Origin of the sequence: Pseudobacillus sp. 179-B 2D1 NHS, from assembly GCF_045370945.1 — a bacterium.
Lineage (GTDB): Bacteria > Bacillota > Bacilli > Bacillales > Domibacillaceae > Pseudobacillus.
On the sequence record NZ_JBIQDP010000004.1, the window covers coordinates 156,654 to 181,204 of the forward strand.

Sequence of the window (24,551 nt, forward strand, 5' to 3'; positions counted from 1 at the left end):
GCAGCATCCCAACAGATTTTTGTCCTGTCTGGCTCTTACATGAATTCATATGTTAAACTGGTGAAGAAAGTTTAACGGAAAAAGGTGCGTAACCGACTATGAAGGATTTTAAATTTGTCGTAACCGACTTTGAAACGACCGGCCATGCGTCGAAAGGAAATGACCGTATTATACAGGCTTCCTTTGTCGTAATTGAAAATAAGCAAATTACTGGACAGTACACCTCTTTTTTTAATCCAGAAATGCCGATTCCTGTGTTTATTGAAGAACTGACAGGTATTTCTGACGATCTCGTGAAAGATGCCCCGTTTTTCTATGAAGCCGCCAAGGACATTCTTCCCTTGTTAGAGGGAGCAATCTTTGTTGCTCATAACGTCGCTTTTGACCTTCAATTCCTACAGTCGGAGCTTGAACGAGCGGGATACAGTGCTTTTTCAGGTCCTGCTATCGATACGGTGGAATTGGCTAGAATTGTTTGGCCAACATCAGATAGCTACAAGTTGGGGGAATTAACCAGCAATCTAGGGCTTCATCATGATCGTCCTCATCAAGCTGACAGTGACGCTTATGTAACAGCAGAAATGCTGCTGATGATGATTGAAAAGCTTGAGAGCCTGCCAATGGTAACCCTTGAGAAGCTGGAAAAGCTCTCTATACGCTTGAAAAGCGATATTTATTTATTAATTAAAGCGATTATTCAAGATAAGCAATCTAATATTGAGCAGCTGCCTGAACAGACCGAAGTATATCGGGGGCTTGCTCTTCGTAAAAAGAGAATTGAACAGAGAATCATCGAAAAAACGCCCCCTGCTTACCCGGAAACAGTAGAGGAAAAAGCCGCATTAATTGCGGGTGTTCCTCATTTTGAGCTTCGTGAAAGCCAAATGGACATGATGGATCTTGTCCATCGCTCCTTGCAAACTTCACAGCATTTAGCAGTAGAGGCGGGAACCGGCACAGGAAAATCTCTTGGTTACCTTTTGCCGGCTGTTTATCAGAGCAAACAGGAGAAAGAACCAGTTATTGTTAGTACATATACAGTGATTTTGCAGCAGCAACTGCTGCAAAAGGAAATTTATCAGCTGCAACAGCTGGTGCCTTTTCCAATAAGGGCCACTGTATTGAAAGGCAGAAACCATTACATTGATTTATATAAATTTTCCCAAAGCCTCAAGGGAATGAGCGATAATTATGACTTTACACTTGCTAAAATGCAAATTTTAACGTGGCTGCTTGAAACAGAAACGGGCGATGTAGATGAAATCAATCTTTCCTCGGGCGGGGAATTATTTTGGAATGAAATTCGGCAGGATAGCGATTACATGAATAAAGGGCGCAAAGCCTGGCTTGATAAAGACTTTTATTTGCACGCTAAAAAACAGGCGAGAGAAGCAGATATTATTATTACGAACCATTCTTTACTTGTTGCGGATTTAATGGCAAAAAACGCATTCTTTCCTGCATGCCGTCATGTAATTATTGATGAAGCGCATCATTTTGAACGGGCAGCAAGAGATCGTCTCGGCTTAGCGATTGACCAACTCACGTGTAAACAGTTGTTTTCAAAAATTGGTACCTATGAACAGAAAGAGTTATTTTATCAAATTGAAAAGCTATTTTCCAAGTATGGCAAGCCAGAGAAAGAAGACGAACGGTTGTCTGTCAATCGCAGGCTGCAAGAGCTTCAATTTGAAAGTGACGAATGGTTCAAAGTATTGCAAATGTATTTTGAGCAGCATACGAAAAAGCGGTCAGGAAACTGGCACCGGCGTCAGTTGAGAATAACTGATGAAACGAGAAACCTCCGTTATTGGGATCATATCGAGTATGGTGCAGAAAGAATAGATTCGTTATTGGGAAATCTTATCACCTGGATGAAGCGCCGGCTTGGAGAGCTGGATGAATTCAGAGAACAAATGTCGGCTTCGGAACAAGTGAAGACGGATAGCTTTAAAGAGGTGATTGCAGAATGGGAGGAACTTCAGCTTACGCTCTTACGGTTGATTTTCCGTCCGGAAGAGAATGAAGTTATTTGGATGGAAGGAGATAGCCGCTCCTTCGCTAACACGTTTGTCATTAAATCTCATCCAATGGAAGCGGCCAAAATGATTCAAGACACCTTGCTTCAGCAAAAACATGTAGTGTTTACTTCGGCAACACTGGCAGTCAACGGCTCTTTTCGTTTTTTCGCGGAAGAGACAGGTCTTTCTGCATTTGATCATAAAGAGGTCATTTTGCCATCTCCGTTTGATTTTAAGCAAAATTGCCGGATGATCATTCCAAATGATGTTCCGGAAGTAAAAAATGTCCATCAGGAAGAATACATCGAATCTTTAGCCAATCATTTAACAGCCGTTGCTGAAGCGGCCAAAGGAAGAATGCTCGTTTTGTTTACGTCGTTTGACATGATGAAAAGAACGTATGACCTAATGAAAGATAGCGGCCTTCTTGATGATTTTATTTTGTTGGCCCAGGGAATTACAAGTGGAAGTCGCACCCGTTTGACAAGAAATTTCCAAAGGTTTGACAAAGCGATTTTATTTGGTACAAACAGCTTTTGGGAGGGAATTGACATTCCAGGAGAAGATTTATCTTGTCTTATTATTGTCCGACTACCATTTTCCCCGCCTGATGAGCCGTTTACCCAAGCAAAAAATGAACAACTGGCGCAATTGAGGAAAAATGCTTTTTCTGCTTACTCTCTTCCCCAAGCGGTTCTGCGCTTTCGGCAAGGGTTCGGCCGGCTCATTCGCAGCAGCACAGATCGGGGAGTCATCATTGTATTTGACCGGCGCATTCAGACAAATGCGTATGGGAAAACATTTCTACAATCGATTCCAGCTATTCCGGTAGAAGAAGCATCGCTTGGCGAGACGATTTCAATCATTGAGAAATGGCTGTGATTTCCGGAAGGTAGCCGTGTTTATTTTGCAAGCGAATGACGCACCATAACGGTAGTGAAAGGAGCGGCCGTTATGAGAATCGTCTTATTTATCTTTGTATGTTTGTTAGTTATTTCTCCTACGTATGGGGAGGCTTCTATTATCCATGTGCGTCTAGAAAAAGAAGAGTTTGCGCTCTCGTTTTTGCCATTATCGGATGGGGAAGCCGCCTTTTTGCATACCGCAGATGGGCGTCATTTTTTAATTAATACAGGATACAAAGGAACCGAATCTGAAATCTTTCAATATATGAACAACTTTCAGATTCGGAAGCTGGCCGGATTGATTGTAACGGAGAAGAAATATTGGAGACGATCATTTATTGAAGAGTTGATGAAAAAAAGAAAGTTAAAGAAGGTATTTACCGGCTGGCCTTTGCCGGCTAACTGGCGCAGCCGCCGTATTATGCATGAACAGTGGCAGGAGGGCGACCAGCGAGAGATTAGTCAGGGGATAAGATTGTCTGTGCTCCACAGTGGTACAGACAAAAATGAGGGACTCGATTTTTCCATTAAGCACTATGATTCCCGGTTCTTGTGGATGTCCTCTTCGTCACAATTGGCTGAAGAGAGGCTGCTGGCGCATTCCCTTAAAGATAGCAATATTATAAAAGTTCCGCGATTTGGCCAAACAAACAGCCTTTCTCATGACTTGCTATCTCATATTGACCCGCAAACAGCGGTCTTATTTAAGCGAAAAGAAGGCTATCCAGATGAAAGATTAATGGAAAAACTTTATCAAATGTGGATTGATGTTTATTACACAGAACAGCACGGATTGCTTATAATTAAATTTACAAAAGAAGGATATGAACTCTTTTCCCTCCCTGATTTAAAATGAGCGAGATTCACACTTTTCGCAAAATTTATTAATGACCTGCTCTGATTTCCTGCTATAATATAAAAGAATGGAGGCATTCGCATGGAGAGTAAAATTGAAGTTTTATCCTCTGTTACCGTCAAGAATCAGCCTGATTTATATAAGATTGTTGATACGTTAAATCGTACATTAAAGCGGAAGGACTTAATGTTCGGCTTGGCGCTTGATAAAACAGATAAAGATAAGGCTGTTTTTACTATTTATCGTACATAACTAAATAAAATAGAAGAATAGTGGAGGTATTTTTGTGAACGTACAATTGGCTCAGCGGGTTAAAGCGTTAACTCCTTCTACAACACTAGCTATTACAGCAAAAGCAAAGGAAATGAAAGCACAGGGGATTGATGTCATCGGTCTTGGAGCTGGAGAGCCTGATTTTAACACACCAGACCATATTATCGAGGCTGCCTATGAATCATTGAAAAAAGGCCAGACAAAATATACACCATCTGGTGGTTTGCCTGAATTAAAAGATGCCATTATCGGCAAGTTTGAAAAAGATCAAGGCATCTCTTATAAGCGCAGTGAAATTATTGTAACGACAGGGGCAAAACATGCCTTATACACGTTGTTCCAAGTGATCCTGGATGAAGGAGATGAAGTCATTATCCCGACTCCATACTGGGTAAGCTATCCGGAGCAAGTAAAACTTGCTGACGGTACGCCAGTTTACATTGAAGGCAAGGAAGAAAACAATTTTAAAATTACCCCGGAACAGCTCGACGCAGCTATTACGTCAAAAACAAAAGCAGTAATCATTAACTCGCCTAGCAATCCGACAGGTATGCTTTATTCCAAAGAAGAATTAGAAGCGCTTGGAGAAGTAGCGCTAAAGCATAACATCTGGATTGTATCAGATGAAATTTATGAAAAACTTGTGTACGGCGAAAACAAGCACGTGTCTATCGCAGAGATTTCTCCGGCATTGAAAGAGCAGACCATCATTATTAATGGTGTATCAAAATCTCATTCAATGACAGGATGGCGTATTGGATATGCGGCAGGCAATGAGCAAGTGATCAAAGCCATGACGGATCTTGCAAGCCATTCAACCTCAAATCCGACAGCTGTATCACAATATGGTTCGATTGCTGCCTATGAAGGAACACAAGAGCCGGTAGAAGAAATGAAAAAAGCGTTCGAAGAGCGTCTAAATATTATTCACCGCAAACTGAATGAAATTCCGGGTGTTAGCTGTCTAAAGCCACAAGGGGCTTTCTACCTGTTCCCTAACGTGAAGGAAGCAGCTGCCCTGACAGGTTTTAACGATGTTGATGGCTTTGTGAAAGCTCTCTTAGAAGAAGCGAAAGTAGCGGTTATCCCGGGAAGTGGATTTGGCTCGCCGGACAATATCCGTCTCTCTTATGCTACTTCTCTTGAATCACTTGAGAAAGCTGTTGCTCGCATTGCTGAGTATGTGAATAGCCATACAACAGCGAAGAAATAATATATGTATAGTTTGAAGAACAGGCTGTCTCAAGCAGAGACAGCCTGTTCTGTTTAAGTCAGGGGAAGGGATGAAACATGTCGGTCGTTCTGTACCGCGGAGCATCATGGGTTAATGAGAATACGGCTCAACAATATTTACCGTTTGCCCTAGCTTTTCTAGTTTGCTCTAACAAGCATTTCTTGCACATACGAAAGAAAGACAGGTATAATATGAAACGAATGGGTTAGAATTGCCAATATGTTGGAGGGACATTTCATATGAAAATAACTATAGCAGAAGTAAGCCAATTCGTTGGACAAGAAGTAACGATTGGCGCTTGGCTGGCAAATAAACGTTCCAGCGGAAAAATTGCTTTTTTGCAGCTTCGTGATGGAACTGGTTTCATTCAAGGGGTTGCCGTTAAAAGCGAAGTAGGAGAAGAGCTGTTTAAAGCAGCAAAAGCTCTGCCACAGGAATCGTCCTTATATGTAACGGGAGTGGTTCAGGAGGATAATCGGTCGCCTTTTGGTTTTGAGTTGTCAGTAAACGGAATTGAGATCATTTCTGAAGCGGTAGATTATCCGATCACACCGAAAGAGCATGGCACTGAATTTCTAATGGATCATCGCCATTTATGGCTCCGATCCCGTCGACAGCATGCGGTTATGAAAATTCGCAATGAAATTATCCGGGCAACATATGAGTTTTTTAACGAGCGGGGATTTGTAAAAGTAGACCCGCCGATTTTAACAGGCAGCGCTCCAGAAGGAACGTCTGAATTATTTCATACCCAATACTTTGACGAAGATGCGTATCTTTCCCAAAGCGGGCAGTTGTATATGGAAGCAGCAGCAATGGCGCTCGGAAAAGTGTTTTCTTTCGGACCGACATTCCGCGCTGAAAAGTCAAAAACTCGCCGTCACCTGATTGAATTTTGGATGATCGAGCCAGAAATGGCTTTCTATACCTTTGAGGATAATTTAAGAGTGCAAGAAGAGTACGTGGCACATGTTGTCCAGTCGGTTCTAGAAAACTGCCGCCTGGAGCTTGAACGGCTTGGTCGTGATACTTCAAAGCTTGAACAGGTCAAAGCGCCTTTTCCGCGTATTACATACGATAAAGCCATTGAATTTTTACATGAAAAAGGGTTTACTGACATTGAATGGGGGGACGACTTCGGGGCCCCGCACGAAACAGCCATTGCGGAAAGTTATGAAAAACCTGTATTTATTACTCACTATCCGACTTCTATTAAGCCATTTTATATGCAGCCGGATGCAGATCGGGAAGAAGTAGTCTTATGTGCCGATTTAATTGCTCCCGAAGGATATGGAGAAATTATCGGCGGTTCGGAAAGGATTCATGATTTGGACTTATTAAGTGAGCGGCTGAAGGAACACAAACTTGATTCAGAAGCATATAAGTGGTATCTTGAACTGCGAAAATATGGTTCTGTCCCTCATTCCGGCTTTGGTCTAGGGCTTGAACGGACAGTTGCTTGGATTAGTGGAGTGGAACATGTCCGTGAAACCATTCCTTTCCCTCGTTTGTTGAACCGTCTCTATCCATAATTACTATTAAGGTCATCCCGCTAGCCAAGAACAAACTCGTTGAGCCATCATTTTATAAAAACATGGCTCAAAGGTTCGGAGAGCAAGTGGGATGGCCTTTTTCTACTGTTTAATCATGATCAAAAAGGCAAATCACAATTTCTCATTTGTCAATCCTAAATTTTATAACTTCCCCGTGATATACTTAATTGTGAGGTGTCTGCAATGGAGCAAAAAGAGTTGTTAATGAATTGGATGGATGAAGGAATGGTTAGCGTTCCTCAAGTGTTACTCGCGTATTATAATAAATTGAAGCTTACGGAAATTGAGCTTGTTCTATTGCTGCAAATTTTTTCCTACAAACAAAAAGGTCGGCATTTTCCGACATTCGAGGAGCTTGCTGCTCATATGACTATTTCTTCTGGAGAATGTTCTCTTTTAGTAAAAAAGCTTGTCCAGCAGCAAATGCTTGCCATTGAACAAGGAGATACATTGGGTTTTGAAAGCTATTCTTTAAAGCCGCTTTGGAAAAAACTTGCTGATTTTATGCTGCAGCAATCAAGACAATCTGCCCTGCATCAAGCCATGAGCGAAGAGCAGGATCTGTATACTTGTTTTGAAAAGGAATTTGGCCGTCCGCTTTCTCCACTTGAATGTGAAACATTGGCAATTTGGATCGACCAAGACCATCATGATGCAGTTATTATTAAGGCTGCCTTGAGAGAAGCTGTTATTTCCGGAAAGATGAATTTTCGATATATTGACCGGATTTTATTTGAATGGAAGAAACAGGGGATTGAAACGCTCGAACAGGCGAGAGAATATGGACAACGCTTCCGGAAAAACCAATCTCCCTCTGATCAAGTACAGCGTTCCAAAAAAGCTGTACCGTTCTATAATTGGCTTGAGCAGTAAAAGGAGAGAACAGTCATGTTGAACAAAACACAAATACGCTATTGCCTTGATACGATTGCCGAGATGTTTCCTGAAGCGCATTGTGAGCTTCGCCATGATAATCCATTTGAATTGGTGATTGCTGTCCTGTTATCCGCACAGTGTACAGATGCCTTGGTTAATAAGGTAACGAAGGATTTATTTAAAAAGTATAAAACACCAGAGGATTATTTGGCTGTTCCACTTGAAGAGCTACAAGAAGATATTCGGTCGATCGGATTGTTTCGCAATAAAGCGAAAAATATTCAGAAGCTGTGTCGCATGCTGATTGAAGAGATGGGCGGAGAGGTGCCGAGAACACAGGAAGAGTTAGTGAAGCTTCCGGGTGTTGGCCGAAAAACAGCCAATGTGGTTGCCTCTGTTGCTTTTGGTGTGCCTGCTATTGCCGTGGATACCCATGTAGAGAGAGTGAGTAAACGGCTCGGTTTCTGTCGATGGAAAGACTCTGTTACAGAAGTTGAAGAAACTCTTATGAGAAAAATTCCTAAAGACGAATGGTCTGTCACTCATCACAGACTCATTTTTTTCGGGCGCTATCATTGTAAAGCGCAGTCTCCTCAATGTGAAATTTGTCCATTGCTTGATTTATGTCGAGAGGGACAAAAAAGGATGAAGAGAAGGTTAGGATGAAAAAAGACCGTATAAAGCTTGTTGAACAGTTAAAGCACCCACTGTTCTTTCCCAATGAAGGGGTGGGAGAATTGCCAGTTGGAGCTTCTCTGTCTTCAGCCCCTTTTTTTATCTATGAGCTTTCGGGAACGGAACAGCCATGGCTTAGTGAAGAGAAAGGACTGCCTCTCATTAAAGCAGAATGGCCTCGTTTAAAGGAGCAGCTTGAACGTAAATTCCAGCAGCGGGATCGAGAGGTACATAACGAAGCAAAGGCGATGATAGCCTTATTTTTGATGAATTTGTTTTGGAGCAATGGCCAGCCAGTACAATTGCATGATTGGAAGCAGAGAATAAGGGAGTTGAGCATCAAACCGGTGAACGTAGAGGAGCGGCTTGAATTTATCTTTAAGCGGCCTTATTCTTATCATTCATATATGCAAGTATCTGAGCTGATGATCGAGCAAGAAAAACAAACAGCAAAATATTTAGCAATTAAAAAGAAGAACAAAAAGGATGGCCTGTAGGCCATCCTTTTATTTTATTATTCATCAGTACCTTGTTTCTGGTTTCCAGAAGGAGGTGGTGTGGCTGGTGTATCTTGCTGTGTATTGCCATTTCCGGAAGGAGGAGTCGGCGTTCCTCCACCTGACCCAGGAGTCTCAGTTGTGGGAGGAGTCGGCGTTCCGCTGTTGCCGCCGCCGTTATTGCCGCCGCCGTTATTGCCGCCGCCGTTATTGCCGCCGCCGTTATTACCGCCGCCGTTATTGCCGCCGCCGTTATTGCCGCCGCCGTTATTGCCGCCGCCGTTATTGCCGCCGCCGTTATTGCCGCCGCCATTATTGCCGCCGCCGTTATTGCCACCACCGCTATCACCATTGCCATTGTCTCCGCCATTATTGTTATCATCACTGTCTGGATTATCTGGGTTATTGTCATCAGGCTGTGTCGGGTTATCCTGATCCTCATCTACTGGAGGCTCTTCTCCCGATGGAACAGTAATGGATGTTGAGGCTGTATCAACTGTTTTGCCATCGACTGTAGCTGTTACAGTAAAACTGTATGAATTTCCCGGTTGTGCATTGCCAAAGACGACAGATGATCCGCCGGTCGATTGTGATTCTCCGGTAGAAGAAGAAACGGTAAAGCTTGGTGATCCTTTTCCTCCGAACGACCAACTTACAGAAATGCTTTGGGAAGAAGCGTTATAAGAGGCCGTTAGATTTTCAATTTTTCCTTCTGTTTCTTCCTCTTTTTCTTTGTCCTTATCCTTCTCTTTATCCTTCTCTTTGAAATCATTAAATACTTTTTTAGGCTCTTCTCCTTTAACAAACAATTCATATACTTTCTCGCTGTCAGGTGTGCCTGCGCCAGCGATTTCAGCTGGGTTTGATCCTTTTTTAATTGGTAACTCCACTACACTGTTTGGTTTTTTAAAGTTTTTGGTTTCTTCGTCCGATGAAACTTCTTCCATTAAATGCTTAAACAGTTCTTTGGAAATCTTTTGGCTGTCCTTTGATAAATATTCCTTTTTACTTTCGTATCCCGTCCAGATGGCTGCTGTGTAGTTTGTTGTGTAGCCGACAAACCAGGAATCAGGTGAACCAGATGAAGGGATATTCCACTCCCTTTTCTCTTTAGCTGTGTAGTTTGTTGTCCCGGTTTTACCCGCTAAAGGAAGTCCAGGAATATTCGCCAAACGACCCGTTCCTTCATCCACAACATCTTTCAGCATATCGGTAATCATATAAGCTGTATAATCGCTCATTGCTTCTTTCGGTTTGACATCGTTTCTTACTTCTGTATCACCATCAGGTAAAATAATTTTCTTCACTGTGTGAGGTTTATTGTAGGTACCTCCATTGCCAAAAGCTGCATAAGCACCGGATAAATCAAGTGGAGAAATGCCGCTCATCGCTCCAATGGAGTTAGATTCATTTTCCGATTGCTGCTTTGGAATTTGAATGCCTACATTGTTTAAAAATTCATTCGCTTTTTCATGGCCGACTTTTTTGTATGTCTGCAAAGCCGGGATGTTACGGGAATACACGAGAGCCGTTCTCATAGATAAAGGTCCCATGTAAGAACCGCCGGCATTTCGAATCGGCGTTCCGTTCGAATAAGTATCTGGACGGTCATCTAGTTGCTGATAGGTAGACCATTTCAAATATTCGATAGCCGGTCCATAGTCAATAAGCGGCTTAATGACTGATCCTGGCTGGCGTTGTTTTAAATCTACTGCATAGTTGAAGCCGCGCTCTACTTTTTGGTTACGGCCGCCGCCAATCGCCCGAACTTCTCCTGTTTGCGTATCAATCAGAGAAATCCCCGCTTGGAATTGCTCACTCGGATAATTAATGATCTCCTCTGTGTCGAGCAATTTTTCCATATAGGTTTGCGCTTTCGGGTCAAGGGTTGTATAAATTTTCAATCCATCAGAGTAAGGGTTATATTCGCCCATTTTCTCCACTTCTTCAATGACCAAATCGATATAAGAATTAAACTTCTTTGCATTTCCAGTGTCTGGTTTTTTTTCAGCCAGCTGGCTAGATAAAGAAGCTTGCTTTGCTTTCGCCATTTCTGTGTTCGAAATTTTATGATGCTGCTCCATTAAAGACAGCACAACATTCCGGCGCTTTTCTGCCCGGTCTGGATGATCAAATGGATTGTAGTTATTTGGGCTTTGTGGCATACCTGCAATAAGGGCTGCTTCGGGCAAAGTTAATTCATCTAAATCTTTTCCAAAATAATGATTAGCTGCTTCTTTAATGCCAAAAATGCGGTCTGACATATATACTTTGTTCACATACATTTCAAAAATTTCTTCTTTGGAGTATTCCTTATCAAGCTGATAAGCAAGCCAAGCCTCCTGGGCTTTTCGCTTCAATGTTTTGTCAGGAGACAAGAAGGACATTTTTACGACTTGTTGGGTAATCGTACTCGCTCCCTCTGAACCAAAGCCATTTGTTACGTTTTTTATGGCCGCTCCTCCGATACGGATAATATCCACACCGTGATGTTTAAAGAAACGGGCATCTTCTGTGGCAAGAATAGCGTCTCTTACTAATTGAGGGACATCTTCATATTTTACATAATCACGTTTTTCCGAACCAACAGATGTAACAAAATCGCCATTCATATCGTAGATCTTTGATGAAATCGGATCGCGCAGCAGTCCTTCGTCCAGCTTTGGAGCATCTTTTACCATCATTGCAAATGTTCCTACACCGCCTGCCAGGCATAAAAGAAATAAGGCAGCAAAAGTAAGGAATATTTTTTTAGCTAAAGATGATTTTTTCTTTTTTGGTTTTTTTGCAGCTGGCGTTGGCGCCGTGTTTTTTGGCGCACGCTTCTTTTGTTTCTTTCTTCTTTCTATACGTGAATTGTATTGATCAGACATTTTTGTTCAATATCCTCGCTTTCGGTGGAAATAAAGATTGTTAAGATCTATGACCCTAAAAATATAGCTGATCGATGACAGACAAATAAGGAATGCGGGGGTGCAAGCCTGTCGGAATCGAAAAGCTTGAGCTCTCCATCTCCGCTTTTGTAATCGATTTTCGGCCGCCGTTTTCCATTCTGTCCCAATACTCGAACAAACGGCTGGCTGGAAGATAAAATACCTCCTGTGTTGTAGTAAAACGAATAATAACAAAACTAATACCTTGCTGCTTTTCCACGTTTTTCATATGAATGATTTGATGTTCATGAAAGTTTTTTAATGGAAAGGCGGTTGTATTTTTTGTTTCTTTTGCCTCAAAGTCGACATATCTCCCCCGATATACGCCGTTGTAATCCGTAGTGGAAGCCTGTTTAAAGTAGGCCTCCTTAATGACTGCGGCACTTCTTCTTGGATAATCAACCTGAACAATTTGCACAGGTGTCGGCTTCTTATGGATAACAGCCAGGCCACGTTCAAGATAGAAGATGTTAGTCTCATTTAAGTCTTCTTCAAGAGTCATTCCTCTATTGCTGTAACTATCCCGCAGAGGAGGCTGCCTGGTTGCAGTTGCTTTCGTATCCGCCACATACTTTTTTCCGTTCGGATATCTTATCGTCATCGCATACACCTCACAAGATAATACATATCATAACAGAAAAAATTATACACGGGGTAATAAAATAGGATCATTTTTTCCCTTTCTCCGTTTAGTTTGCGGAGTTTTATTATCCGCTACTCTTTAACCCTCTTGTACAGTTATGCAGTTTGCCCGCCTCATATAACCTTTCCACACTTCTTTATTATAACCTTTTCACGTGTGATCTGCATTTCATAGAATATAGTACTTTCAGAGGATAAAAGCTTTGTCGAATAAAATAAGACTTTTGTTCGGTTGCTTCTTTCTTTGCCGAATGACACCTAGTTTTGTCAGGTAGGAAGGAGTTCGTTAAGAGAGGGAAGAAAGAGTTGGGCAAGGGAAGAATGAAAAGAATAGATAAAGGAGTGGGAAGGATGACAAGAGAAGAAGTGCTTCGTACATTAAATGAGATTGAAGAGAAGGTAGAACAAATCGAAAATGTATTAAAAAAGAGAGTGACTATTCTGCATAAAGCCCACTATTCCCGTCTCTGGAAAAAGAAAGAGTTAGTAATGGCACGCATGCAACAGCTTGAAGAGGGAGCTGATTTCCTATTGGCTACTACCTCTAACTACCGCATGGTGCAATCTTTTTGAATCTATAATGCTTTCACAGAGCTCTCTTGAAGACTATCGGAAAAACTTATAAAATTATAGAATAGATAAAGAATGACAGGGTGAAGAGGAGAGTAGAATATGAGCAAACTTCAAGAGTTAACAGAACAGCTGGTAGACACCGTCACCCGCGCTAATGATCGGTACCATCTGGCGAGAGAGCAGCAGGAAAAAGGAGATTTTTATACAGAGGTAAAACCATTTGCTGATAAGGCCCGCTCGCAGGTAGAGGAATGGGAAAAGGAAATTTCCACTTATTTAAAAACGAGGCACTTTAAGCATATCCATTATCCACAAGTGAAAGCGGTCGTTGAGAATATAGAGTTGATTTCAGTACAGGCCTTTTTTCCGGAAACAAGTTATAAGCGCTTTCGGAATTACGTGGAATCAACACTTTTTGTTTTGCAACAATTGTTAAAAGAGCTGGAATAGTATTCACTTTTTCCTTTGGTGCAACATAGCATGTTATAACTAATGTTGCGGGAGGGGAAAAAAGATGAATCCGTGGGATCAGGTGCATCCATATTCCGGACATTATCCTTATCATTCACCGCCGGCCTATCCTGGCCATACGCCTTCTCCCTCTGGATACTCCCAGTTTCCGGGGGAATTGTGGAGCCATCCACTTTATCAAATGCAGTTGCCAGAAGGACCGTATCAAATGTATCCGCCCGCTTCTTCTATGCCGCAAAATATCCCGCCGACACCACCAGCGAAAAGTAACAGCCAGCTTTTGCTAAAGTCTTTCCAAAATAAAGATGGAACATTTGATATTAATAAAGCGATGGATACAGCGGGGATGATGGTGAATACCGTATCGCAGTTGTCAAAAGTTGTAAAAGATATGTCCGGTTGGCTGAAAGCCTAAACACCCCGGCCCTAAAGGAATAATTCCTTCAGGGTCTTTTTTGAAGTGCAGAAATCGTTCGTTTTCAAGAAGGGGCTGTTTTTTCTTCCAAATGGATCGTTTGTTCGCTAAAATGAAGGAGAGGTGAGAGCATGCTATTCAGGAGAAAAACATTGCAAGAAGCCATTGACTGGCTAAGGCAGGAGGAAGCTGTTCGTTCAAATATTATTCATTGGCATACGATACCGGAAAAAGAGGCGACGGTCGTTCCGCTGCCGGCTGACATGGTTCCTGAGCTTGCCGCTGCATTAAAAAAGAGAGGGATTAAGCAATTATATACCCATCAATTAGCGGCTTATGAAGCTGCAAGGAGTGGTGAAAGCTTTGTGGCAGTAACACCGACAGCCTCTGGGAAAACACTCTGCTATAATTTGCCGGTGCTTCAATCTGTAATCGAAAATGACGAAGCCCGGGCGCTTTATCTATTTCCTACCAAAGCGCTTGCCCAGGATCAAAAAAGCGAAATCAATGAATTAATTCAAGAAGTCGGCTTGCCAATCAACAGTTACACATATGATGGAGATACGCCAGCAAACATCCGCCAAAAAGTGCGAAAAGCTGGACAAGTTATTCTTACTAACCCTGACATGCTTCATTCTGCTATTTTGCCGCATCATACAAAATGGGTGTCGCTGTTTGAGAACTTAAAATACATTATTATTGATGAACTTCATATATATAGAGGGGTGTTCGGCAGCCATGTAGCGAATGTTCTGCGCCGTTTGCAGCGCATTTGCCGTTATTATGGAAGCGACCCGGTTTTTATTTGTACATCGGCCACGATTGCAAACCCGCTTGAACTTGCCGAAACGCTAACTGGAAAAAAGATTAGATTAATAGATAAAAATGGAGCACCAGCTGGCAAAAAACATTTTGTGTTTTACAATCCGCCGATCATTAATAAGCCGCTTAACATTCGCCGTAGTGCTGTTTTAGAAGTTCGTCGGCTTGCCGGCGAAATGTTAAAAAATAAAATTCAAACGATTGTCTTTGCCAGAAGCCGGGTGCGGGTAGAGATTCTATTAACGTATTTGCAGGAGCTCGTTAGAAATGAACTCGGAGCCAAGTCAATTAGAGGCTATCGAGGAGGGTATTTGCCGACACAGCGGCGTGAAATTGAGAGGGGATTAAGAAATGGAGAAATTTATGGAGTAGTAAGTACGAATGCACTGGAGCTGGGAGTAGACATCGGCCAACTACAGGTTTGTGTCATGACTGGTTATCCAGGGACTATCGCCAGTGCCTGGCAGCAGGCGGGAAGAGCAGGACGCCGCCACGGAGAATCGCTTGTTCTCATGGTTGCCAGCTCCGATCCGCTCGATCAGTTTATCGTTGATCATCCTGATTATTTTTTTAAGCGGACGCCGGAAACAGCTCGCATTAACCCTGATAATCTAGTAATCTTAGTCGATCATTTAAAGTGTGCAGCTTATGAACTGCCATTTAAGCAAGGAGAGCTGTTTGGAGAGACGGATGTGGAGGAAGTGCTTGAGTTTTTAGCAGAAGAAAGAGTGCTTCATGAAAATCAAGGCCAATGGTTCTGGATGAACGATTCTTTCCCAGCCCATAACATTAGCTTGCGCTCTGCTTCGCAAGAAAATGTCATTATTATTGATATTTCTATAACAGGCAGCCATAAGGTCATTGGAGAAATGGATACGTTCAGTGCCATGACGCTTCTGCATGATGAAGCCATTTATCTGCATCAAGGGATTCAATATCAAGTGGAAGAGCTTGATTGGGAAGAAAAGAAAGCGTATGTTCGCGAGGTAGAGGTGGATTACTTTACGGATGCCAATTTAGCGGTTCAGCTTCAAGTGCTAGAAGAAGATAAAAAACAAGAAAAAGAACACATCACATTTTCCTATGGGGATGTAGCTGTTCACGCGATGGCTACCATCTTCAAGAAAATTAAATTTGATACTCATGAAAATATCGGATCAGGACCGATTCATTTGCCAGAGGTGGAACTGCATACGAATGCAGTGTGGATGTCACTGAATACAGAGCTAAAAGAGTTTTCTGAAGAGCGTTTAGAGAATGGTCTGATTGGAGCCGCTCATTCGCTAAAGGCGATTATTCCGCTGTTTGCGATGTGCGATCCGCAGGACATTCATATCGTACCGCAAGTAAAAGCGAGTCACAATGAAAAGCCGACTATCTTTGTTTATGATCATTACCCAGGTGGGGTTGGGCTCAGTGAACAAGTTTTTAATCAATTAGATGAAATTGTAAAGCAGGCAGCAGAGCTTATTGGTCATTGTCCTTGTCCGAGTGGTTGCCCTTCTTGTATCGGCACAGATACCGCTCTTCGTTCTGCCAAAGAGGATGCCTACCGCCTGCTGAAGATGTTTCTCACAATGGGAGAGAAGTAAAATGGGATTATCGGGAAAGCTTCAGCGGATGAAGCGTCATATTGTTAGAGAAGAGATGGAAAAGCCTATAGAAAAGAAGGATGTTCAACAAATGGATTTGCCTTACAAGGAGGAGTGGGAAAAAGCCGGTGTAAAGCCTTATGTTCTTGGTGATCAGTGGTGTCTCATTCGCGAAGCGCGCTATCCGCTCTCTTTCCAACATGGCAAACATTCATTTTCCGATGCAAAAAAAGTGATCGCTAAATGGAATGAATGGGAAGGGACGCATCCCTTGTCTGCCAAAGACCTATCCGCTTCTGATTTGTTTTTTTTCGACACAGAAACGACTGGTCTAGGGGGCGGAACCGGGAATACGATTTTTTTGCTCGGCTATGCGAGAATACAGGAAGAGGAAGTGATTGTGCGTCAGCATTTTTTGCCTGCCCCGGGAAATGAGGTGGCGTTATATTCAAGCTTTTTGGAAAGAGTGGATTATACTACCCTGGTCACGTATAACGGCAAGTCATTTGACTGGCCACAAGTAAAAACCCGTCATACACTCGTCCGGGAGCATGTGCCAAAACTGCCGAGCTTTGGTCACTTTGACTTATACCATGCTTCTAGAAGGTTGTGGAAGCATTCGATGGAGTCCGTTAAACTTGTGAACGTTGAAAGAGAGAAGTTGGGCATTTGCCGCACAGAAGATGTTCCCGGCTATTTAGCTCCAATGATTTATTTTGATTTTGTAGAAAGGAAACATCCAGAGGGTATATTAAAGGTAATGGAGCATAACGAAAAGGATATTCTAACACTCATCACTCTCTATACCCACATTAGTCTGCAGATCTTACAGGCAGAAGAGAGCCAGACAAGTCGGGAAAAACTAGAAGTCGCCAAGTGGCTGTCAGCGGTCGGTGAGAAAGAATTGTCAGCAGGAACATACCAGCAATTGATTGATGAGCAGTATGAAGAAGTGCAAATCTCCGCCAGCCATGCACTAGCTTTTCATTTTAAAAAAGAGAAGAAATGGCTACAGGCGGTAGACCTTTGGGAAAAAGTGTGCAGTAAAGGGACGCTACCTGAAAGAATCGAAGCGCATATTGAGCTAAGTAAATACTATGAACACAAAAAAAGAAATCCTTCTCAATCATTGCATCATGCGGAAGCAGCTGACGCTCTTCATGACGGTGCGAGAGCACGATTGACGGAAGATTTAGCCAAAAGAAAAAAACGGCTTCAGCAAAAAATCAATAGGTAGGTATTTTTTTCTTCGTTTTTATTTTACAAAAGCGACAGTCTTTTATCTTTTTCGTCAAAATTATTTCGTGTTGTTTATTGTTTCTTACAACAAAAGACTGTAAAATGTAGAATGGTACGAAAAGCTAAGAGAAAATATTTATGGGGTGGAATGAACGTGTATCGCGCTTTATTTGTGTTATTTTTTGTTGTTGTCGGCTTAACTGCTTTCTTTATGACGAACATGAAAGACAGCTTTTCTAACTTTATGTAAATGTATTGTAACCGACCTGCGGTATTGCCGGCGGTCATTCATCCGCCGATCCATTGTAAAAGTCGCACGTTTGAGCAATTTATTGTGCCGCTTATTCATCCAACACATACGGCCAACATTACTCATCAATGTATCAACATCAACACTATTATCCGCATACTCAATCCTTTGCTCAAGATGTGTGCAATCAACAATTACTTTGTGGGGGACACCCTCGTCGGCCGTTTGGCTTCTAAGTAGATAAAAAAGCAAGGAAGCTCCTTGCTTTTTTGTTATGCTAAAGGAGGTTTTCCAATGTCTGTGTGGACAGTGGCTGGGTATAAGCCTTATGAGCTCGGTATTTTCAAACAGGATGATCCAGCAGTTCTCTTCATAAAAAAAGCACTCGAAAATGAACTGCGTCGGCTACTTGATGAAGGGATGGATTGGCTGTTGATCAGCGGTCAACTCGGTGTTGAATGCTGGGCGGCAGAAGTGCTGTTTGAATTGAAAGAGGAATTTCCTGCTGTTAAGCTTGCTGTACTGACCCCTTTTTTGCAACAAAACGAAAACTGGAATGAGAACAACAAAAGCTATTATGAAATGATCCTAGCAAGAGCGGATTTTGTGGATTCTGTTTCTAAAGAGCCTTATAAAAGCCCTGCCCAATTTCGAAATAAGAACCAGCTGTTTTTGCGAAAAGCTGATGGTTTGTTAGCGGTCTATGATGAAGAACATCCAGGTTCACCGCAATATTTATGGGATATGGCTCGTTCTTTTCAACAGGATCACCCATTGGATGTTCGCCAAGTGACATTTTATGATTTGCAATTCGTTGCAGAAGAGGAACAGCAGAAGGAAACAGACTGGGAATAGCAACTGAATAGATTGACAAATCAGTCCGTTTTTGAAAAAATAAATGAAACATGGTTTGGAATATATTGAGGTGATGACGGGAATGTTATCTAATAAAGTGAAACTGACAGCAAAGGATATTTTGGAAAAAGATTTTAAAACCTCTATGAGAGGATATAATCCAGATGAAGTAGATCAGTTTCTAGATTTAATCATTAAGGATTATGAAGCGTTTCATCAGGCAATTGAAGAACTTCAACAGGAAAATCTCCGCTTGAAAAAGCAAAGTGAAACAACGATGCGCCGCTCACAGCCAGCTCCAACTCCGCAGCCAGCTGCCGGCTCTACAAACTTTGATATTTTGAAGCGATTATCGAATTTGGAACGGCACGTATTTGGGGATAAGTTGTATAACGAATAAGATAATGCTTAATTCAAAAGGACTCTTGCATTAATTGTTATTTTCCTATATAATAGTGCAGGTGACAATAATAGCGTTCGGGTAATCGCTGCAGCCTTTCCGCTGCAGAGGAAAGTCCATGCTCACACGGTGCTGAGATGCCCGTAGTGTTCGTGCCTAGCGAAAAAGTAAGCTAGGGCAGTTCGGCTCAGGCTGGATTGACGGCAGGGAAAATGCCTAAGTCTTCGGATATGGCATGATTACCTTGAAAGTGCCACAGTGACGTAGCTTTATAAGAAATTATAAAGGTGGAACGAGGTAAACCCCGCGAGTGAGCAACCCAAATTTAGGTAGGGGCACTCTCTTTAAGGAAATGAACGATAAGAGGGGCGGATGTTTTAGAACGTCCGCAGATAGATGATTACCGCCGGAGTACAAGATCATCCCTGATCGCTTGCAGTACGATGGTACAGAACATGGCTTACAGAACGTTATTATGGGATATAATTTCACAAGCTCTCCTTTATGGAGAGCTTTTGTTCTATATGGATATTTTCTTGCAATCAATACATAACTCTATAAGTGCAGGTGATTAGATGTCAACCTATACATTAATGGCTACAGCGGCAATGGGTCTGGAATCAGTTGTAGCAAACGAAGTGAAAAATCTTGGCTATGAGTGCCGGACAGAGAATGGAAAAGTAATTTTCCAAGGAGACGAATCAGCTATTGCCCGCTGTAATATGTGGCTGCGAACGGCAGACCGCTTGAAAATTATTGTTGGTGAATTCAAAGCAACTACGTTTGACCAGCTGTTTGAAGCAACGAAGGCTTTGCCGTGGGAACAATATTTACCAAAAGAAGCAGAGTTTCCGGTACAGGGGAAGTCTGTGAAATCGACTTTATTCAGTGTTTCTGATTGCCAAGCCATTGTCAAAAAAGCAATCGTTGAACGGTTGAGAAGTAAGTATAAAATCCAAACATGGCTGCAGGAGACAGGGCCTTTGTTCAAAATCGAAGTATCCTTGTTAAAAGATAAAGCAACATTAACGATTGATACGAGTGGAGCTGGCCTGCATAAAAGGGGATACCGAATTGCCCAGGGAGGTGCCCCATTAAAGGAAACGCTAGCAGCTGCTCTGATTCAGTTAACGAACTGGCAGCCTGATCGGCCGTTTGTCGATCCGTTTTGCGGCTCAGGAACCATTCCGATAGAGGCGGCTTTAATTGGCCAGAATATCGCTCCGGGCTTTAACCGGGAATTTATTTCTGAAGACTGGCATTGGATGGGCGAAGATGTGTGGGAGAATGCCAGAATTGAGGCCGAGGATGTAGCAAACTACGATCAGCCACTTGATATTAGAGGCTCAGATATTGATCACCGAATGGTGGAAGTGGCTCAAAAAAATGCGTTTGAAGCAGGACTTGCCGATTTGATCCAATTTAAGCAAATGAATGTAAAAGATTTCTCCTCATCAAAAGAGTACGGAGTGATCGTTGGAAATCCCCCTTATGGTGAGCGTCTCGGAGACCGGCCGGAAGTAGAAGCAATGTACCGGGAAATGGGTCAAGCGTTCGCTAGTTATGATACGTGGTCAGTGTATATGTTAACGTCGCATGAAGGATTTGAGGAATTTTATGGTAAGAAGGCGACAAAAAAGCGGAAGCTGTTCAATGGATTTATCCGAACGGATTATTATCAATATTGGGGGAAACGTCCGCCAAGAAAAAATGATTAAATAAGCGAGCAGCATGACGGAAGCATTTCAGGAGAAGGTCTGGAAAAGATGTGAATCTTTGTTAAGATAGAGGAAATATAGATAAGTTAGCTTGTTTTCATTATTTTTTATAATGGGAGGACAATCAAGTGATCGGAAAAGTTGTTTCTGATGCTAATTGGTTTCAGCTATGGGGAGTCGGCTACCTTGTTGTCTTAGGATTGTTGTCTTTTCTGTATGCAAGGTTAGCTTCTTCTAGCAAATATACCTTTAAACGGATGCAGCGATTTTACTTTTATTCAGCCTTGATTTTGTTTTATCTCTTTGTGGGCAGTCCGTTTGCTGCCATTGCGGCAGAGGACTTATTCAGTGCCCATGTTGTCGAAATAATGGTTATGTTATTTGTCGTGCCGCCGCTTTTTGTTTTAGGCCTGCCGAAAGAATGGTTGCGGTCTTTCTTCTGGTCTTATCGGATGAGATTTGCGTTAAAGGTGTTTACTCATCCATGGGTAACGGCCTTATTATTTAATTTGCTGCTGTCTGCTTATCTGGCTCCGGCAATTTTTAATTTTTTACAAAAACATGCGATTCTTTTAGGAATCACTCAGGTGGTTATGCTAGGAGCTGCTTTTTTAATGTGGTGGACCATAATTTCGCCTTTGCCCGAGATTAACCGTCTATCTGAATCTATACGGGTGATGTATGTGTTTGTCGCTTCTTTGCTGTTGCTGCCGATCGGAATTTTTTTGCTGGTTGCTGATAGTCCTTTCTATACTGTATATACGCAAGGCCAACAGCTGTTACCTAATTTAACAGCTCTTCAAGATCAACAGCTAGCCGGAGGGATGTTAAAAGGAATCCAGCTAGCCTCTTATGGCATTGCTCTTTTCCTTCTTATTTCTAAATGGGCAAAGAGAGAGGAAGAGCCGGATGATGACTTTCCGTTCCATCCGGGACAAGCCCTAAATCATCCAATCAAAAAATAAGGATAATTATGGGAGCTAATTTGTTGTTGTTTGCTATTTTGTTTGAAAGTTGCGAATAATAGAGAAGAAAAAATCAAAAATGTTCGTAAATAGCATTGAAATTCTTTTTTATGCTGATATAATTAGAATACAATTAAATGCAACATTCGCTCATATAATCGCAGGAATATGGCCTGCAAGTTTCTACCGGATGACCGTAAATCATTTGACTATGAGTGAGCAGTGGAAGGGCAGTCTTTCTTGCTGTCTTCTCAAACCCCAAAGGGCATTGCTTCACTCAATAATTGAGGAATGACATGATCTTTGGGGTTTTTTCTGTCCAAATGATCGAAAAAGTTGAGGAGGATACAAAGTGAAGAGTTTGCAAGAAAAGATTGTAAGAGAAGGCAGAGTACTTTCAGATCAAGTATTAAAGGTGGATTCCTTTTTAAATCATCAAATTGACCCTAAGTTAATGAAGGAGATTGGTGAAGAGTTTGTTCGTCGCTTTTCTGGTGAAAAGATCACAAAGATTTTGACGATCGAATCAAGCGGGATTGCGCCAAGTGTCATGGCTGGTCTTGTGCTCGATGTACCAGTTGTTTTTGCGAGAAAGCGTAAATCCCTTACATTAACACAGGACCTCTATACAGCAGACGTCTATTCCTTTACAAAGCAAGAAACAAATCCGATTGCTGTCTCAAAGTCCTTTATAACGAATGAGGATCATCTATTAATTATTGATGATTTTCTTGCTAATGGACAAGCCGCTTTAGGCTTATTAGAAATCGCTGAACAAGCCGGCGCTACTGTTGCAGGCATTGGCATAGTCATTGAAAAAGCTTTCCAAGACGGCGGCAACCTGCTCCGTGAAAAGAATGTAAGGGTGGAGTCCCTTGCCAGAGTACAGTCGCTTGAAAATGGCAAAGTGACCTTTGCAGAAGGAGCACTCGTATGAAACCTTCCGTTTTAAAATCAGCTTCATTAGGCTTTCAGCATGTGTTAGCAATGTATGCCGGCGCTGTGATTATCCCGTTGATTGTCGGAAATTCGATGGGGATGACAGCTGAACAACTCACATATTTAGTTTCTATTGATATTTTCATGTGTGGAGTGGCGACTTTCCTACAAGTATGGAAAGGCCGCTTTGTGGGAATTGGTTTGCCGGTCGTTTTAGGATGTACATTTACAGCTGTCGGTCCGATGGTAGAGATTGGTGAGAAACACGGGCTTTCAGCGATTTACGGAGCAGTATTAGCGTCAGGGATATTTGTCTTGTTAATCTCTTCTTTTTTTAGCCGTCTCGTCCGCTTTTTTCCGCCGGTCGTCACAGGATCAGTGGTAACCATTATTGGACTTACACTTATTCCAGTGGCAATGAACAATATGGCGGGTGGACAGGGAAGCAAGGATTTTGGCTCTGCATCTAATATTATTCTAGCATTTGCTACTTTATTTATTATTATTGCTTTATTCCGCTTTTTTAAAGGCTTTGTCCGTTCTATTGCAGTGCTTATTGGGTTGCTTGCGGGCACAGTGATCGCTGCTTTTATGGGAAAGGTAGATTTTTCACCTGTAAAAGATGCGGCGGTTGTTCATATGGTGCATCCATTTTACTTCGAATGGCCAACCTTCGAATGGGCATCGGTTATTACGATGATTCTTGTGGCAGTGGTGAGCATGGTAGAATCAACAGGTGTTTACTTTGCCGTTTCTGATATTTGCGACAAGGAAATATCAGAAAAAGATATAGCAAAAGGGTATCGTGCAGAAGGTCTTGCTTATACACTCGGCGCTATTTTTAATGCTTTTCCTTACACAGCATTTTCACAAAACGTCGGTCTCATGCAGTTATCCGGTGTGAAATCTAAAACGATTATTTATTATACAGCTGGTTTCTTAGTTATTCTTGGCTTGGTGCCAAAAATTGGTGCCTTTACAACGATTATTCCTTCCGCTGTTTTAGGGGGAGCGATGGTAGCCATGTTTGGGATGGTTGTTGCCCAAGGAGTTAAAATGCTGAGCCGGGCAGATATGTCTTCTCAGGAAAACTTATTAATCATTGCTTGCTCAGTCGGTATGGGGCTTGGAGTAACGGTGGTGCCGGGATTATTTGCCGGCTTGCCATCCAGTGTCCAAATTTTAACGAGCAATGGTATCGTTGCCGGCAGTCTAACTGCCATTTTCTTGAATATCTTATTTAACGAACTTGGCAGCAAGAACAAAAAGGTTGTTAAACTGGCAGAATCGAAAGTTTCATAATATCGTGTACATTCAGCAAGATTCTTTTTCATCACCAAGGGTTTAAAACATCGTAACGCCCCTTCCATTACTTTTTAGTAAAGTAATGGAAGGGGCGTTTTTCAACTGATCAAGCAGCGGTGTATAGAATGCAGAAAGGTAGATTCGTAAGAATTTCGAATGTCATGGGTGATCAAGGAATAAGAATTTCAAAATCAGTTATATATCAGGACTGAAAAAGTATCGACATGGTGGCGGATGGGATAGAGTAACTGCTGCTTACAGTGAGAATAATAAGAAACAACAGTTGATTGTCTCTGATGTCAGGCCATAACGATCACTCAATAGAACGAGCCTTTTCAGCACGCTGTTACACGAAACAGCCATAAGCTTGTCATGGTCGGATAAGCATAAGTGAAAGAGTGAATGAATGTAACAAAGAGAATGCTACAGAGATTTCTACTTGAGTACCTTAATGGGTACTCATTTTTTGTCTTTTTGTTTTTGGATCTGTTAAAGATAAATGTTGTTTTTCCACCGTTGATCGCAAAGGAAGGCGGTGGCTC

22 protein-coding genes, 1 other RNA gene and 1 riboswitch are annotated in these 24,551 nt (G+C 42.1%); of the genes, 20 read left to right on the forward strand and 3 right to left on the reverse strand.

The genetic code is table 11. From position 1 onward, the window contains the following. Positions 1–98: 98 nt before the first annotated feature. The 8 genes from dinG to ACH0BF_RS06015 all read left to right on the forward strand — a co-directional run bounded on the left by dinG (position 99) and on the right by ACH0BF_RS06015 (position 8,890). The gene (dinG, locus tag ACH0BF_RS05980) at positions 99–2,903 is read left to right on the forward strand and encodes an ATP-dependent DNA helicase DinG (RefSeq protein WP_406909021.1); all 2,805 of its coding nucleotides are present in this window, start codon (positions 99–101) and stop codon (positions 2,901–2,903) included. Positions 2,904–2,975: 72 nt separating this feature from the next. Next, positions 2,976–3,782 carry a hypothetical protein gene (locus tag ACH0BF_RS05985; RefSeq protein ID WP_340853498.1) on the forward strand — a complete coding sequence of 269 codons (807 nt, stop codon included), beginning with the start codon at positions 2,976–2,978 and terminating at the stop codon, positions 3,780–3,782. Positions 3,783–3,863: 81 nt separating this feature from the next. Continuing rightward, the gene (locus ACH0BF_RS05990) at positions 3,864–4,034 is read left to right on the forward strand and encodes a YpmA family protein (RefSeq protein WP_120032528.1); all 171 of its coding nucleotides are present in this window, start codon (positions 3,864–3,866) and stop codon (positions 4,032–4,034) included. Between the two features lie 34 nt (positions 4,035–4,068). Next, positions 4,069–5,268, forward strand: coding sequence for a pyridoxal phosphate-dependent aminotransferase (locus ACH0BF_RS05995; RefSeq protein WP_120032525.1), 1,200 nt, complete (start codon positions 4,069–4,071; stop codon positions 5,266–5,268). 260 nt (positions 5,269–5,528) lie between these two features. Continuing rightward, positions 5,529–6,821, forward strand: a complete 1,293-nt coding sequence (asnS, locus tag ACH0BF_RS06000) for an asparagine--tRNA ligase (protein ID WP_406909024.1) — start codon at positions 5,529–5,531, stop codon at positions 6,819–6,821. Between the two features lie 204 nt (positions 6,822–7,025). Then, on the forward strand, positions 7,026–7,715 hold the full coding sequence (locus ACH0BF_RS06005) for a DnaD domain-containing protein (RefSeq protein ID WP_120032521.1): 690 nt from the start codon (positions 7,026–7,028) through the stop codon (positions 7,713–7,715). 15 nt (positions 7,716–7,730) lie between these two features. Beyond that, a complete protein-coding gene (nth, locus tag ACH0BF_RS06010; RefSeq protein ID WP_120032519.1) occupies positions 7,731–8,384 on the forward strand; it encodes an endonuclease III in 654 nt (217 codons plus the stop codon). Further along, positions 8,381–8,890 carry a YpoC family protein gene (locus ACH0BF_RS06015; protein WP_120032517.1) on the forward strand — a complete coding sequence of 170 codons (510 nt, stop codon included), beginning with the start codon at positions 8,381–8,383 and terminating at the stop codon, positions 8,888–8,890. The genes nth and ACH0BF_RS06015 overlap by 4 nt, the downstream gene beginning before the upstream one ends. Before the next feature lie 17 nt (positions 8,891–8,907). Here the strand turns inward: ACH0BF_RS06015 and ACH0BF_RS06020 are convergent, their stop codons facing one another. Together ACH0BF_RS06020 and recU are read right to left on the reverse strand one after the other, a co-directional pair. Further along, positions 8,908–11,763 (reverse strand): transglycosylase domain-containing protein, encoded by a 2,856-nt coding sequence (locus tag ACH0BF_RS06020; RefSeq protein ID WP_406909027.1) that lies wholly within the window; start codon positions 11,761–11,763, stop codon positions 8,908–8,910. 55 nt (positions 11,764–11,818) lie between these two features. Continuing rightward, a complete protein-coding gene (recU, locus tag ACH0BF_RS06025; RefSeq protein ID WP_120032513.1) occupies positions 11,819–12,424 on the reverse strand; it encodes a Holliday junction resolvase RecU in 606 nt (201 codons plus the stop codon). A 392-nt stretch (positions 12,425–12,816) separates the two neighbouring features. Here recU and ACH0BF_RS06030 point away from each other — a divergent pair, with 392 nt between their 5' ends. The 5 genes from ACH0BF_RS06030 (at position 12,817) to ACH0BF_RS06050 (ending at position 17,575) form a co-directional block, all read left to right on the forward strand. Further along, positions 12,817–13,038 (forward strand): hypothetical protein, encoded by a 222-nt coding sequence (locus ACH0BF_RS06030; protein WP_120032511.1) that lies wholly within the window; start codon positions 12,817–12,819, stop codon positions 13,036–13,038. 99 nt (positions 13,039–13,137) lie between these two features. Next, positions 13,138–13,488: a DUF1798 family protein gene (locus ACH0BF_RS06035; RefSeq protein ID WP_406909029.1), complete on the forward strand. Its 351-nt coding sequence runs from the start codon at positions 13,138–13,140 to the stop codon at positions 13,486–13,488. Positions 13,489–13,552: 64 nt separating this feature from the next. Further along, a complete protein-coding gene (locus ACH0BF_RS06040; RefSeq protein ID WP_340853506.1) occupies positions 13,553–13,924 on the forward strand; it encodes a YppG family protein in 372 nt (123 codons plus the stop codon). Positions 13,925–14,055: 131 nt separating this feature from the next. Next, on the forward strand, positions 14,056–16,338 hold the full coding sequence (locus tag ACH0BF_RS06045) for a DEAD/DEAH box helicase (protein ID WP_406909031.1): 2,283 nt from the start codon (positions 14,056–14,058) through the stop codon (positions 16,336–16,338). Between the two features lies 1 nt (position 16,339). Then, the gene (locus ACH0BF_RS06050) at positions 16,340–17,575 is read left to right on the forward strand and encodes a ribonuclease H-like domain-containing protein (RefSeq protein WP_406909034.1); all 1,236 of its coding nucleotides are present in this window, start codon (positions 16,340–16,342) and stop codon (positions 17,573–17,575) included. A 198-nt stretch (positions 17,576–17,773) separates the two neighbouring features. On the opposite strand, the gene ACH0BF_RS25100 is transcribed toward ACH0BF_RS06050, so the two are convergent. Beyond that, positions 17,774–18,079, reverse strand: a complete 306-nt coding sequence (locus ACH0BF_RS25100; protein ID WP_462791421.1) for a hypothetical protein — start codon at positions 18,077–18,079, stop codon at positions 17,774–17,776. 42 nt (positions 18,080–18,121) lie between these two features. Between ACH0BF_RS25100 and ACH0BF_RS06060 the strand changes: the two genes are divergently transcribed. The 7 genes from ACH0BF_RS06060 to ACH0BF_RS06090 all read left to right on the forward strand — a co-directional run bounded on the left by ACH0BF_RS06060 (position 18,122) and on the right by ACH0BF_RS06090 (position 24,006). Continuing rightward, on the forward strand, positions 18,122–18,682 hold the full coding sequence (locus tag ACH0BF_RS06060; RefSeq protein ID WP_406909036.1) for an SLOG family protein: 561 nt from the start codon (positions 18,122–18,124) through the stop codon (positions 18,680–18,682). Between the two features lie 82 nt (positions 18,683–18,764). Next, complete coding sequence (gene gpsB / locus ACH0BF_RS06065; RefSeq protein ID WP_120032499.1) at positions 18,765–19,082, forward strand: cell division regulator GpsB; 318 nt, start codon at positions 18,765–18,767, stop codon at positions 19,080–19,082. 73 nt (positions 19,083–19,155) lie between these two features. Then, positions 19,156–19,550: RNase P RNA component class B (gene rnpB / locus ACH0BF_RS06070), an RNA gene on the forward strand. Positions 19,551–19,657: 107 nt separating this feature from the next. Further along, on the forward strand, positions 19,658–20,800 hold the full coding sequence (locus ACH0BF_RS06075) for a THUMP domain-containing class I SAM-dependent RNA methyltransferase (protein ID WP_340853509.1): 1,143 nt from the start codon (positions 19,658–19,660) through the stop codon (positions 20,798–20,800). A 128-nt stretch (positions 20,801–20,928) separates the two neighbouring features. Beyond that, positions 20,929–21,765 carry a cytochrome c oxidase assembly protein gene (locus tag ACH0BF_RS06080; protein ID WP_120032495.1) on the forward strand — a complete coding sequence of 279 codons (837 nt, stop codon included), beginning with the start codon at positions 20,929–20,931 and terminating at the stop codon, positions 21,763–21,765. A 130-nt stretch (positions 21,766–21,895) separates the two neighbouring features. Continuing rightward, positions 21,896–21,997: riboswitch (purine riboswitch) on the forward strand. A gap of 120 nt (positions 21,998–22,117) precedes the next feature. Further along, the gene (locus ACH0BF_RS06085) at positions 22,118–22,702 is read left to right on the forward strand and encodes a xanthine phosphoribosyltransferase (RefSeq protein WP_120032493.1); all 585 of its coding nucleotides are present in this window, start codon (positions 22,118–22,120) and stop codon (positions 22,700–22,702) included. Beyond that, positions 22,699–24,006, forward strand: coding sequence for a nucleobase:cation symporter-2 family protein (locus tag ACH0BF_RS06090; protein ID WP_120032491.1), 1,308 nt, complete (start codon positions 22,699–22,701; stop codon positions 24,004–24,006). Before ACH0BF_RS06085 ends, ACH0BF_RS06090 begins: the two co-directional genes overlap by 4 nt. Positions 24,007–24,551: the final 545 nt, after the last annotated feature.